Consider the following 12,536-nt stretch of genomic DNA (forward strand, 5'->3'; position numbering starts at 1 on the left):
AGTAACCGTCCGGTGAGGACCGCGGTTATGGCGGCGTGATCAGTTATCGGGTTTCGGCGGGGCTTTGTTGATCAATCGCGCCTTGGCTGGGTTTCGTCGGTTCGCGATGCGCAAGAGCGCGTATTTGATCGGGAGTTCGTCGATGGTGTCGGGATCGTAGTCGTCGGCCCATTCGGTTGCGTCGGCATGGTTGGGGTGGTCGGGGTCGGCCAGCGCGTCGAGCATGTCGTAGAAGCCTGGAATGCCACCGCAATCCTCGGGTGGGGCGTTCCTCTCGCCGCCGAGATAGCGCGGATAGGAGGTCTCGGGATGGCCGGCCCTGACGCCGGTCACGGTGAGCCGAAGCTCCCAGCTGTCGCCGAAGTCGTAGAGGTAGTCGATCGTCGTCCTGCGCGGCTTGAGCACATCGCGCAGGCGCACTTTGGCGGCGTCCTTGCGCGGCGCCGTTCCCCAGTCCTCGTCCATCGGCAGGCCGTATCTCTGCTTGCCGATGGTGAACTCCCACAGATGGTAGTCGAACCAGCCCATCACGGCCTGGATGATGTCGTGCAGCACCTTCAGCGTGATCGAGGTCAGCACCTCGACCTCGCGCCAGATCAGGGGATCGGTGTCGCGCAGTTCGACGCGGACCGTGGCGATCTCGTTGAGGCTGTCGGATGCGGCGATCTTCGGGGACGGGCTCATGCGGCCAGTCTTGCAGATTGCGCCTTCCAGTTCCACGGCAGGAGATCGGCCAGGCGGCCCTGCGGCGTGTCGGCGATGCGGGCGAGCACGTCGGCCAGCCAGGCCTGCGGGTCGACGTCGTTGAGCTTGGCGGTTGCGATCAGCGTGTACATGATCGCCGCGCGATCGGCGCCGCGGTCCGACCCGGCGAAGAGCCAGGACTTCCTGCCCAGTGCCAGACCGCGCAGCGCCCGTTCGGCCGCATTGTTCGTGAGGCAGACGCGCCCGTCCTGGAGGAAGCGTGTGAAGCCATTCCAGCGCTTGAGCATGTAGTCGATCGCCTGGGCGGCGGGCGCATGGCGCGAGAGCCTGGCCCGCTCGCCACGCATCCACTCTTCCAGTTCGGCGACGAGCGGCGCACTCCGTTCCTGACGCGCGGCAAGACGTTGCTGGGCAGGCAGCCCGTTGATGTCGCGCTCGATGTCGAACAGGATATCGATGCGCCTCACGGCCTCGAAGGCGATCGGTGAGATCGGCGGCGCGGTCTTGCCGCGACGCGCGTTGGCGGCGATGTCGGCGAGCACGAAGAACTTGCGCCGCGCATGGCTCCAGCAGAGCGCTTCCATCACCGGTCCGGGCTTGCGGTCGACGAGGTAGAGCCGGTTGTAACCGGCATAGGCATCGGCCTGCAGAATGCCGGTAAACTGCTTCAGGTGCCGCTCGGGGTGATCGCCAGACCGGTCGCGCGATGCGTGGAACAGGGCTGCAGGTGGCGATGTCCCGCCGAAGGGCCGATCGTCGCGGACATAGACCCAGGCCCGGCCGGTGTCGGTCTTGCCCTTCGCCAGGATCGGCACCGTCGTGTCGTCGCCGTGAAGCCGTTCCGCCGAGAGCACATGCTCCTCGATGAGCGCATGCAGCGGACGCAGCACCGCCGCGCATGCGCCGACCTGATCGGCCAGCGTCGACAGGCTCAGCTCGACACCTTCGCGGGCATAGCGCTCGCTCTGCCGGCTCAGCGGCTGATGCTGGCCGAACTTCTCGAACAGCACCATCGCCAGCAGGTTCGGCCCGGCGAAGCCGCGCGGCGTGACGTGGAACGGCGCCGGCGGCTGGGTGATCGTCTCGCACTGGCGGCACGAGAACTTCTCGCGCACCGTCTGGATGACCTTCCACCGACGCGGGATCACCTCCAGCGTCTCGGTCACGTTCTCGCCTAGCTTCGACAGCCTGGTCGAGCCGCAGCAGGGGCAGCTCTCGGGTGCGGCGATCACGACGCGCTCGCGCGGCAGGTGCTCCGGGAACGGCTTGCGCGACGGGCGCCGGCGCTCGAACGAGCGGACCGTCTGTGACCGGGAAGCCGCCCTTTCGGCAGAAAGTTCGTCCTCAACAGCATCAGCTTCCAGATCCTCGAGCTGAAGCTCCATCTGCTCGAGCAGCCGGGCCTTGCGCTCCGAGCGGCTGCCGTAGAGTTCGCGCCTGAGCTTCTCGATCTCCAGCTTCAGTCGTGCAATCAACGCCTCCGTTCCGGAGCTGACCGCCGCCGCGTGGGCGGCAAGAGCTTCGGCCTCGATGCGTGCGGCGCGCTCCGCCAGGATCATCGCGTGGGCGGCGGCGAGGTCGGAAGGGAGCGATTCAGCGTCGGGCATATGGAAATGGAATCATATCCACCGCCATGTGCAAGACCAAATCGTCAGCCGGTCGCCGTCGGCCGCCAGGTCTTCTGCGGCATGCGCCAGTCGATGCCTTCGAGTAGATAGCCGAGTTGGGCCGGCGTGATCGTCACGACGCCGTCGGCCGGCGATGGCCAGATGAAGCGCCCCCGTTCCAGCCGCTTGCAGAACAAGCAGGCGCCCTGGCCGTCGTGCCAAAGCACCTTGATCAGATCGCCGCGACGACCACGGAAGACGAACAGGTGACCATTGTGCGGATCACGCTTCAGCGTCTCCTGCACTACCAATGCCAGGCCCGGAAAGCCCTTCCTCATGTCGGTGTGACCCGTCGCCAGCCACACCCGCACGCCGCTCGGAACCGGGATCATCGCAACCCGAGCGCGTCCAGCACGCGCCGCAGCGCCTCGCCATCCACGTCGCGATCAACACGGACACGGCGCCCGCCGCCAAGCTCGATCTCGATGATGCCGCTCTTGCGGCGACGTCGGTTGGGAGACGCCGATGATGCCGGCGTCTCAACGACGGGCGGCTGGGCGGCAGGGACGATCTCGACCGGGACCAATTGCGTGGCGCCAACATCGACCCGATCACACAGCTCCTTGCGCCATCGGAAGAGCTGGCTGACGTGAATGCCCGCCGATCGCGCGACCTCCGAGGCCGTCACGCCAGGCTCGAAAGATGCCACCACCAGGCGCTCCTTCTCCTCACGCGACCAGCGGCGCCGTCTCTCGACCGACGTGATCACCTCCACTCGCGGCATCGTCATAGGGCTACTCCTAGGATTGTCCCTAGGACTTCCGACGTTCGCCCTCAGACCGCAAGGCGGCCGTCACCGGAGGGATACCCCTGATAGGTGTTTGACCATGAAGCAGATCGTTTCTTGGTTGAAGGCTGATTCCGGCAATGGACCACGGTGGGCCTTCATCCTCATCGGCATCGCCATCTTCTACGTCCTGTTCATCGGAGATGGTCCCCGCAGCGACTGGTACTATCCCGTTCGATGATCGTCCCGCCCCTCCCCAGCACTCGCTACCGCTCGGCTGGGGAGTGTCAACCTTGGGCTAACCACCGAGGAGCGATGGCTCTCCCCCTTCCCCTTCTTCATCCATTCTCAACGTTCATTGCCGATCGTCCTGAGCAGCGTAGCCGCAGAAGGCCCCTCTCAAGCAACAGGATGGTCTCCCGATGACTACCATGCCCACCAATAGCCAATCGTCTTGGCCGCGTTACTACAGGACCCTCAAACGGGTTTTAGGCGGCTACCTGATGGCCTGCTTCGTGGCGGGCATTGTTATCGGATGTTTTCTTACCGTTCCTGCGGTGAGCGACCCCGGCTCCAGCCTGTCACTGAGCGACGCAATGTTCTTAGCGGTCGTGCACGTTGGAATGGCAACCGCATTTGTGGTCTTTCTCTCCTTCATTCCCGCAACGCTCATGATCTTCGTGACCGAGCTATGGGCAATCCAAAGCCGTGTGGTCTACCTCGCAACTGGGCTCGTTACATCGAGCGTCAGCTTCATCGTTAGCTTGCTCTGGTCCGGCAGTCACAGATTCCATACCCCTCTCCGTATTCTTGAAACGTGGGGTCTCATGATGTGCGTGGCTGGACTGGTCGCCGGGTACACGTACTGGAAGATTGCCGGAAGACGGGCAGGAAGGTGGAGACCGTGACTCAGAAGAGGCGGTAGACCACCCCGCAGGGAGGCGGGCTAGAGAGGGACCGGCTAACCTTATCGAACGGGCAGACGGTAGACGCTGACGTCGCCCAGTTTCTCAAGTTCCTGCACGCCGCACTCGTAGTCGCCCCTTCTCAAGCCGGGGTCATTGTTGGACGCGGCCAAAGTGAGTGCCGCTCTCGGACACTCTTCTACGCTCACGAACCCCTCAATCCTCTCTCCGACGATCAGATCGTGGCGGTTGGGGTAGTAGTGGAGGACGACCCACTCCCACGGTGCTGCGTCTTCACCCCAGAACCAGTTCGCTATGGTCACTAGCGCGCTACCAAAGGCGAACCACAGGCCAAGGACTAGAATGAGAACGATCAGGGGCATAGCCCTCTCCCCACCCAGTAATCTGAGGCCATGGTATCCCAGCAATTCCACTCTGCCGAGTGGCGGCCCCTAGGCCCTTTTACGGCGTCTCCATTGGGGTGTCTTGAAGGCGGCAAGGCCGAGCGACTTCGGCGGCGCGTCCATCAATATCCCCGCCTCTTCTGCCGCAGCCCTGAACCACATTCGGGCTGACAACATTGGCCCTACATCCTCTGGTCGCTCCAGTGCCCGTAGGGGAGTCGCGACTATGCCTGCGGAACGGTCGAGATCGTGGATACCCGCCGTGCTGCGGCTGCTTCTGCGGCCTGATCTATCCACCCATGGATGCGAAACCTAAGGCGGGCCAGTGGCTCGCCTGATGGTCGTCCTAGGGTCGCGCCTAGGGCCTGATGAGCAGCGATTAATGGGAGTTAGCGCGAATGTACCTGATCGACATCGAACACGAACGCGAAGCCCTCAAGGCGTACATCGAGGCTATCCGGGAAGAATACCTCGCCTGCGAGTCCGGGACGGAAGAGAGCTTGGCACTTGCCGAGGAACTGGCAGAGGCGCGGGCACAGCTGCGCGCGCTCCGGGACTAATGGGCACAAGGGAGATCGCTATGACGGGACGTGAGTGGACCGCCTTCGATGCAACGATGGTCGCCGAGGGCAATTTTGAGCTGGCTGGCCTGAGCGCCGAGGAAGTGACCGAGGATGTGGTCGTCTCCGCTTGGCAACACCTGATCGACACCGGCCTTGCGTGGTCGCTGCAAGGCTCATTCGGTCGAACCGCTCACCGGCTGATCGAGGCCGGAATTTGTCACGCCTGATTTTCCCCTCATTAAGAGCATTTCGCCATGACTTCACGCATCTACGTCGCCTGCCTTGCGGCATACAACAACGGCATCCTGCACGGTCGCTGGATAAACGCCAGCCGGGACACCGAGGCCATGCAGCAGGAGGTTCGGGCTGTTCTCGCCAGCAGCCCGGTCCCGGACGCCGAAGAATGGGCCATCCATGACACCGAGGACCTTCCGAACACCATTGGGGAGTTCTCCGGGCTGGAGGCGGTCGCGTCCTTCATGGAACTGGTCGAGGACTATCCGTGGATCGACCTCTATGACCTGATCGACATCGTGCAGGAAGTGGACGGGCCTGATGAGGCGCGGGAGCTGCTGGAGGATAGGCTGATCGGCGTCTACGACAGCTTCCGGGACTACGCGGATGAGTTCGCGGATGAGCAGCTGGCCGCTCTTGGGCAGCAGGACACCCTAGCAGCTCGCTACTTCGACTATGAGGCGTTCGCCCGCGATCTGCGGATGGACCTGAACGTCATCGACCTCAAAAGCGGTCGCGTGGCGATCTTCCACGCCTGAGCCAAGTGCGGTCTACTGAGGGAGGCCAGCATGGAAGCTCTACGCGCCCAGCAGGGCAACAGTAAGAAGACTGGATGGGGGCCGGGAAGGCCCTCCCCCAACCGCTACCGTAAGATGAAGCAACGCTGGCTCCCGAACGGCCAGCGCCTCGTCTACTACCAGTGCCGCGTGACGGGGGCCACGTTCGCACTGAACCTCGGCTGGAAGACTTCGAGGCAGACTATTCACAGGTCGCCCTAAATCCATAACAGGATTGGACGGCGGTCGTGGATAGCAACGCAAGAACAGTTGCGAATCCATGCGTGGATAGTTATTCGTGGTTCTCGTTCATCTCTGCTTTATGAGGGAGATGGGTGACTGGAGTGAGACGGTTAGACATGGACGCCTACATTTCTGTCCCGTTGATTGGGAGTGCATTCATCGAAGTGCGTAGGGAGTGGGTCGGTTGGGGTTCGATCCGCTACCCAAGAGGAGACCGGGAGATTTTCCTTGGCTACCTCCAGTTGACCTGCTCGCCAGCCGAGCGCGGGGGCGCAAGCAGGAAGTCGTTGCTGGCCGTGGGGGCGGCAGCTTCGATTGGCCTCATCGGTGCGGTCGCACTAACGCATCGGGGGGCACAGAGTGACATCAACCAGCCTCACGCTGAGTTGATTAATCCACAGGTCGAAAACATTCCGAGTCTGGATATGATGGACAAATGGCACTATATGGTGCTCCCTCCGGGAGACTAGAGTGCCTTTAAGACAGGGGACTTTCTTATGACGAAGACTGGCAGCGAGACGTACAATCGAGCGTCGAAGTTTATCCAGCTACTCCGTAAGCATCAGACCGACATGCCGATGCAGATGGCTGACGTGTTGCTCGCGATAGCGCGCCGTCCCGGCTTAACCATGGCGGAGCTGGCCGAGGAAGTGGACTTGGCTCAATCTTCATGCTCTCGAAACGTAGCTGCACTCTCTGAGTATCACCGGCTGGGCAAGCCGGGACTAGGACTGGTCGAAGCGGTGATCGATCCAAGAGAGCCGCGACGGAGGGCGATCTTCCTGACTCAAAAGGGAAAGGTATTCGTCACCCAGCTTATGCGCGCCATAGACCCTGACTTCTCGTTCGACCGAGACACGGACGCCCGTGTGGAAGTGGCACGTATGCACCAAGAGGCTGCGGAGAAGGCCAAGGCCGAGCGAGACGCTCAGAAGCAGTCTAGAAAGCGCACCTAAGCTCTACCCATCCATCCCGGATGTTTACGCCCTGTCCCCTCCGGGGGATGGGGCTTGGGGGATTCCCGATGGTGCCCGGTGAGGGACTTGAACCCCCATGCCTCTCGGCGCTTGATCCTAAGTCAAGTGCGTCTACCAATTTCGCCAACCGGGCAGCACTAGGAGGTAGCTTGCTATGTCCATTAAGCAGCGCGGTCAATCGTTTCAAGCGACAGTCCACTACAAAGGTGCGCGTTATCGTCGTCAGTTCCCGACGAGGCTCGAAGCCGAGCGGTGGCTGGTCGAGACCAAGACGGCTCTGTCTCAGGGCCGCTCGCCTGAGATGGCCCCTTCGGTCGCCTTGACCTCCGATGACTACCGCCCTTCCACCTTCAAGGAACTCGCTGAGTACGTGTTCGAGCACCACTGGCGCGGTACGAGGTCCGAGAAGACCATGAAGATCAACGTCAACCACATGATCGAGTGGATTGGTCCCGAGAAGGACTACCGGAAGATCACGGACCACACCACGGACATGCTGGTCGCGCAGCTGAGGGACACCTACCCCGACAGCACGGTCAACAAGAAGATGTCCACCCTCCGGGTCATCCTCCGGCTCGCCTACAAGCGCGGCTGGACCGACCGGATGGTCAACATCAAGCACTTCAAGGAGAGCGAGGGCCGCATCCGCGTGTTCTCGCCCGAGGAAGAGCGTAAGATGCTGGACTGGTTCATCGGTGCCGGGGACATGGACATGCACGACTACGTGGTCGTGTCCATCGACTGCGGCTTCCGCCAGTCCGAGGTCTTGAAGCTGCTGGCCCATGACGTGGACCACCGGAAGGCTTCGGTCTACGACACCAAGAACCGCAAGCGCCGTGCGGTGCCCCTCACCCCGCGCGCCCGTGACGTACTGGAGCGCCGCAAGCGCCTTCATGACCGGGAGCTTTTCCCCATGACCAAGGACCAGATCAACTGGCACTGGAACAAGATGCGGTCGGCTCTCGGGTACGCGGACGATGAAGAGTTCGTGCCGCACACGATGCGTCACACCTTCTGCTCCCGGCTGGCCGACCTCGACGTGTCCGCTCAGGTCATTCAAGCTCTGGCCGGACACACCCGCATCGAGACCACCATGCGTTACATCCACCTGTCCGAGCGGTCGCTGTTCTCGGCAATCGAGCGGCTGGCGGCGAGCATGGGCGCATCAGAAACTTCTAAGGGCGGTGACGCCACGCCACACCCGGCCACGCCACACGCCACAACCCCGCGCCACATGGCCCTGTGTGGTGCATAGTATTCCGTGGATGGATGGCGCTAACCCATTCGCCTACCTAGCTAATTCGCCCTCAGTATATCACGCGCGTTAGATTTAGGTTCTGGCGCCGAGAGGCGTGGGGGTTCAAGTCCCTCCACCCGCACCATCAGCCCTCAGAGGCGCACCCAATCCCCTTAACTTGACAACCAATAGTGCTGGGCTAGGCTTTGGCGTGGTCAGCCATTTGGCTCCCGAGGTTCGGGGCTCGCGTCTTCAAGGCAAGCTATTCCGCGTGGTTCTCGCCGCGGTCGTCGTGAGTGTGGCGCTTGGAAGCCGTGTCCTGGCGTCGCCGCAGTTTGCGCTTGAGCCCTGGCAGGGTGGGCCGAAGCCTGCGTGGACACTGGATGTCCTGGATGGCGAGAAGCTGACGCTTGAGGGCTACCTCGGCAAGCCCGTCATCGTCCATTTCTTCGCCACATGGTGCGAGCCCTGCGTCGAGGAGCTCGGCTCGCTGGAGCGGCTTACCAACCGCAAGTACAGTGGCCTCGCGATCCTTGCCATCGACGTCGGCGAAATCGACGCGCGCGTGCGCAACTTCCTACGAAAGCATCCTGTCAATTTTCCGGTCCTGCTCGATCGCGATCGCGCGGTGACGAAGACGTGGCAGGTCACCGCGCYGCCGACGAGCTTCGTGCTGGCCTGCGGTCTCACGCCCGTCCTGCACGTGCGAGGCGACATCGCATGGGACAGTGCCGAAGTCGCCACCACCCTTGACCAAGCCATCCAAACGCCCGCCGAGGGGCAGCCAGCATGCAACCAGCAAAGGGAGGAAAGTGAATGACAAGTCGGCGTGAATTCCTGGCCGGAACGGCCGCTTTTTCCGCAGCTGCATTGATGCTGCCAAACGTGGCAAGGGCCGAAGTGAAATTCGACCCCCAGCCCGGTAAGTGGCGCACCTTCAGCATCACAACGCGCATTGAGCTGGCGGATGCGGGCAAGGCCGCCCACGTCTGGGTGCCGCTGCCGTCGCTGACGGAAGATGCGTGGATTGTGCCCGAGGGAGACGAGTGGTCGAGCAATGCGGCCTCCGCCGAAATGATCACCGACCCAAAGTACGGCGCAAAATTGTTGCGCGCGAACTTTGCCGTCGGCAACGAGCCTGGTGTGATCGAAGTGAGGAGCCGGATCAGGACACAGGACCGCGGGGCGCCGTTCGGCGGCACGAGGGCTGCGGCGTCGCTGAGTGATTCTGAGCGGCAGTTGTTCCTCGAGCCGACCGAACTGATGCCGACCGACGGGATAGTCAAGGAGACGGCCGACAAGATCACCGGCGGCGCCGGCGACGAGGTCGCCAGGGCCCGCGCGATCTATGACTGGATCGTCGAGAATTGCCACCGCGACAAGTCGGTACGCGGCTGCGGCACGGGCGACGTTGCGAGCATGCTGGAGTCGGGCAACCTGGGCGGCAAGTGCGCGGACCTCAACGCGCTCTATGTGGCGCTGGCACGGGCATCTGGCCTTCCGGCACGCGACGTCTACGGTCTGCGCGTCGCCCCGTCCCGGTTTGGCTACAAGAGCCTCGGCGCCGGTTCGGAGAACGTCACCAAGGCACAGCACTGCCGGGCGGAAGTGTATCTTACCGGCTATGGCTGGGTCGCTGTCGATCCGGCGGACGTGCGCAAGGTGATGCTGGAAGAACCGCCAGCGGACAATCCGATCGATGCGCCGGTCGTTGTCGCGGCGCGCGAAAAGCTGTTCGGCGCCTGGGAGGGCAACTGGCTTGCCTACAACACCGCCCACGACCTGGTGCTGCCGGGTTCGCAGCACAAGGTGGCGTTTCTAATGTACCCGCAGGCCGAGGTCGGCGGCGAACTTCTCGATTCGCTTGACCCGGATACCTTCAAGTACACGATCACTTCGGCGGAGATCGCTTCCTGATTGGATATTGGGGGGTGGGCGGCACGAGCCTGCCCCTGACAGCCTCAACATCACGATCTGGGCGTTGTTGCGATTACGCCTGTTTTAGGTCGATTGCGTCACTTCAACCTGCCGACGCGGATGCCCATTCTCGTCGGCACCAAAGGTCCCCACAGGCCGCCATTTCGGCCTGACCATTTTCAGCTTATCGTGCCCCTAAAGCATTGCGGACCGGAAGTCGCCGCTTCTTCCGTTGCGTAAGTTCTGGTGTCAGCACCCTTCTCAACAAAGACTACGCAGACACAAATAGGTTCGCAATATGGACCTCATCGCTTCTTCCAAGAATATTGATCTCTCACTTTGGATGTGCAAACCTCAACTTGGAGGAGCTTGGTGGTCCACGATGTGGATCACCGGTTAAGCACGAGGATCGCACAAGCGGCCGTGCAGAGGGGGACTCATCCGGATTGTTTTCCGCGTGGAGGCGCAGGAGGAAATTCGGGGAGTTGCCGTCGGATCTGGGAGGAGCGACCGCAATGGCGGCAACCGACGAGGACGCTTTTTCTGTCGAAAGCCACGCCGAGGTCGAGGGCGCACGCCCCGGCTCGGCGCTAATGAAGCCCGTCGAGGTGGTCGCATCGATACTCCTCGTCATCATCGTCGGCCTGCTGCTCACCGGGGTCGTCGCCCGTTACGTCCTGCACACGCCAATCGTCTGGATCGACGAGGCAGCGTCGATCTCCTTCCTGTGGCTGGCGATGCTGGGTTCGGCGATTGCGGTCGACCGCAACGAGCACCTGCGCCTCACCGTCTTCGCGGCACTCTTTCCTGAACGGTTGCGCAGCTTCATCGACACGCTCGCGATGGTCGTCGTCATCGTCGTGCTCGCGGCACTCATCATGCCCGCCATCGAATATGTGCGGGAAGAATCCTTCATCACCTCGCCGGCGCTGAAGATCTCGGTCAGCTACCGCGTCTCGGCGCTTGTGGTCGGCATCGTGCTGATGATGCTGGTGGCGCTTCGCCACCTGTTCGCAAGCTCGAGCATCGCCGACATCGTCAAGGCGGCTGCGCTGGTGGCGTTGCTCGGCGCCATCGGCTGGTGGCTGTCGCCGTTCTTCATGAGCCTCGGCAACGTCAACATCCTGATTTTCCTGGTGGGACTGGCCGCGCTTTGCCTGGTCCTCGGCGTACCTATCGCCTTCTGCTTCGGCATGGGAACGATCGCATTCCTGACGCTGACGACCCATGTGCCGATGATGGTGATGATCGGGCGCATGGACGAAGGCATGTCGAGCCTGATCCTGCTGTCGGTTCCGATCTTCGTACTGCTCGGCTGCATCCTCGACGCCACTGGCATGGGCAAGGCAATCGTCGAGTTCATGGCCTCGCTGTTGGGGCACGTGCGCGCCGGCATGTCCTACGTCCTGCTTGGTTCGCTGTTCCTCGTCTCGGGCATTTCGGGATCGAAAGTCTCCGACATGGCAACGGTCGCCCCTGCCCTGTTCCCGGAAATGAAGCGACGTGGCCACAAGCCTAAGGAGATGATCGCACTGCTGGCCACCGGCGCTGCGATGGCCGACACGGTACCGCCGTCGATCGTGCTGATCGTGTTAGGCTCGGTCGCGGGCGTTTCGATCGCAGCCCTCTTCACCAGCGGTTTCGTCATTGCGATCGTGCTGCTGCTGGCGCTGGCCGTGCTCGCCCGCTGGAAAGCGCGCCACGAGAGCATGGAAGGCGTGAAGCGCGCGTCGTTGCGTGTCATCTGGACGGCGCTGCTGATTGCAGCCCCTGCCCTGCTGCTACCGTTCCTGATCCGCGGCGCTGTCGGCGGCGGCATCGCGACGGCGACGGAGGTGTCGACCATCGCCGTGCTCTACGCCTTCGTCATCGGCATCGTGCTCTATGGCGGCATCCGGCCGGCAAAGATCTACGCCATGCTCGTCGAGACGGCGGCATTGTCCGGTGCGATCCTGCTGATCCTCGGGACGGCCTCGGCGATGGCCTGGGCGCTGACTCAGACCGGCTTTGCCCACCAGCTCGCCGGCTACATGCGCGAGCTGCCGGGCGGCTGGTTCGCCTTCATGCTGGTCACCATCGCGGTGTTCGTCGTGCTCGGCTGCGTGCTCGAGGGCCTGCCGGCGATCGTGCTGATGGCGCCGCTGATGTTCCCGATCGCCAAGCAGCTCGGCATCCACGACGTGCACTACTCGATGGTGGTGGTGACCGCGATGAATGTCGGCCTGATGGCGCCCCCGATCGGCATCGGCTTCTACATCGCCTGCAAGATCGGCCAGGTCTCGCCCGACGAGGCGATGGGCGCGATCTGGCCCTATCTCGGCGCGCTGATCGTCGGGCTGCTCGTCATCGCCGCCGTGCCGGCGCTGTCGATCGCATACCTGTGAAACCAGAAATCATAAT

General features: G+C 62.7%; 15 protein-coding genes, 1 tRNA gene and 1 other RNA gene. 11 read left to right on the forward strand and 6 right to left on the reverse strand.

The window, feature by feature from the left end; all coding sequences use genetic code 11:
- Positions 1 to 39: 39 nt before the first annotated feature.
- The 4 genes from L610_RS09190 to L610_RS09205 form a co-directional block, all read right to left on the reverse strand.
- On the reverse strand, positions 40 to 684 hold the full coding sequence (locus tag L610_RS09190; RefSeq protein WP_144704471.1) for a plasmid pRiA4b ORF-3 family protein: 645 nt from the start codon (positions 682 to 684) through the stop codon (positions 40 to 42).
- A complete protein-coding gene (locus tag L610_RS09195; protein WP_244650305.1) occupies positions 681 to 2,264 on the reverse strand; it encodes an IS66 family transposase in 1,584 nt (527 codons plus the stop codon). Before L610_RS09195 ends, L610_RS09190 begins: the two co-directional genes overlap by 4 nt.
- Positions 2,265 to 2,356: 92 nt before the next feature.
- Positions 2,357 to 2,704 carry an IS66 family insertion sequence element accessory protein TnpB gene (tnpB, locus tag L610_RS09200; RefSeq protein WP_144704475.1) on the reverse strand — a complete coding sequence of 116 codons (348 nt, stop codon included), beginning with the start codon at positions 2,702 to 2,704 and terminating at the stop codon, positions 2,357 to 2,359.
- Positions 2,701 to 3,102, reverse strand: a complete 402-nt coding sequence (locus L610_RS09205) for a transposase (protein WP_024850032.1) — start codon at positions 3,100 to 3,102, stop codon at positions 2,701 to 2,703. The genes tnpB and L610_RS09205 overlap by 4 nt, the downstream gene beginning before the upstream one ends.
- Before the next feature lie 97 nt (positions 3,103 to 3,199).
- Here L610_RS09205 and L610_RS20195 point away from each other — a divergent pair, with 97 nt between their 5' ends.
- Complete coding sequence (locus L610_RS20195; RefSeq protein WP_186441407.1) at positions 3,200 to 3,340, forward strand: hypothetical protein; 141 nt, start codon at positions 3,200 to 3,202, stop codon at positions 3,338 to 3,340.
- 181 nt (positions 3,341 to 3,521) lie between these two features.
- Entirely contained in the window at positions 3,522 to 4,007 is a 486-nt protein-coding gene (locus L610_RS09210; protein WP_144704478.1) for a hypothetical protein, read from the forward strand.
- A gap of 59 nt (positions 4,008 to 4,066) precedes the next feature.
- Here the strand turns inward: L610_RS09210 and L610_RS09215 are convergent, their stop codons facing one another.
- Positions 4,067 to 4,387, reverse strand: a complete 321-nt coding sequence (locus tag L610_RS09215; protein ID WP_144704483.1) for a hypothetical protein — start codon at positions 4,385 to 4,387, stop codon at positions 4,067 to 4,069.
- A 324-nt stretch (positions 4,388 to 4,711) separates the two neighbouring features.
- Here L610_RS09215 and L610_RS09220 point away from each other — a divergent pair.
- The 5 genes from L610_RS09220 to L610_RS09235 all read left to right on the forward strand — a co-directional run bounded on the left by L610_RS09220 (position 4,712) and on the right by L610_RS09235 (position 6,961).
- An RNA gene (locus L610_RS09220) (hammerhead ribozyme type II) lies at positions 4,712 to 4,790 on the forward strand.
- Positions 4,791 to 4,806: 16 nt separating this feature from the next.
- Positions 4,807 to 4,968: a hypothetical protein gene (locus L610_RS20200; RefSeq protein ID WP_186441409.1), complete on the forward strand. Its 162-nt coding sequence runs from the start codon at positions 4,807 to 4,809 to the stop codon at positions 4,966 to 4,968.
- Positions 4,969 to 4,988: 20 nt separating this feature from the next.
- Positions 4,989 to 5,198, forward strand: coding sequence for a hypothetical protein (locus L610_RS09225; RefSeq protein WP_144704486.1), 210 nt, complete (start codon positions 4,989 to 4,991; stop codon positions 5,196 to 5,198).
- Positions 5,199 to 5,225: 27 nt separating this feature from the next.
- Positions 5,226 to 5,744: an antirestriction protein ArdA gene (locus L610_RS09230; RefSeq protein ID WP_144704489.1), complete on the forward strand. Its 519-nt coding sequence runs from the start codon at positions 5,226 to 5,228 to the stop codon at positions 5,742 to 5,744.
- Positions 5,745 to 6,502: 758 nt separating this feature from the next.
- Complete coding sequence (locus L610_RS09235) at positions 6,503 to 6,961, forward strand: helix-turn-helix domain-containing protein (RefSeq protein ID WP_144704492.1); 459 nt, start codon at positions 6,503 to 6,505, stop codon at positions 6,959 to 6,961.
- 69 nt (positions 6,962 to 7,030) lie between these two features.
- Here L610_RS09235 and L610_RS09240 read toward each other — a convergent pair.
- Positions 7,031 to 7,115: transfer RNA gene (locus L610_RS09240), tRNA-Leu, on the reverse strand.
- Between the two features lie 21 nt (positions 7,116 to 7,136).
- On the opposite strand from L610_RS09240, the gene L610_RS09245 reads away from it, so the two are divergent.
- The 4 genes from L610_RS09245 (at position 7,137) to L610_RS09260 (ending at position 12,520) form a co-directional block, all read left to right on the forward strand.
- Complete coding sequence (locus L610_RS09245) at positions 7,137 to 8,237, forward strand: site-specific integrase (RefSeq protein WP_144704495.1); 1,101 nt, start codon at positions 7,137 to 7,139, stop codon at positions 8,235 to 8,237.
- Between the two features lie 193 nt (positions 8,238 to 8,430).
- Positions 8,431 to 9,039 carry a TlpA disulfide reductase family protein gene (locus L610_RS09250; RefSeq protein ID WP_246658973.1) on the forward strand — a complete coding sequence of 203 codons (609 nt, stop codon included), beginning with the start codon at positions 8,431 to 8,433 and terminating at the stop codon, positions 9,037 to 9,039.
- Entirely contained in the window at positions 9,036 to 10,136 is a 1,101-nt protein-coding gene (locus L610_RS09255) for a transglutaminase-like domain-containing protein (RefSeq protein WP_144704498.1), read from the forward strand. The genes L610_RS09250 and L610_RS09255 overlap by 4 nt, the downstream gene beginning before the upstream one ends.
- Before the next feature lie 515 nt (positions 10,137 to 10,651).
- Positions 10,652 to 12,520: a TRAP transporter large permease subunit gene (locus L610_RS09260; protein ID WP_024847754.1), complete on the forward strand. Its 1,869-nt coding sequence runs from the start codon at positions 10,652 to 10,654 to the stop codon at positions 12,518 to 12,520.
- Positions 12,521 to 12,536: the final 16 nt, after the last annotated feature.

The organism is Aminobacter sp. J44, from assembly GCF_007829415.1.
Classification (GTDB): Bacteria; Pseudomonadota; Alphaproteobacteria; order Rhizobiales; family Rhizobiaceae; genus Aerobium.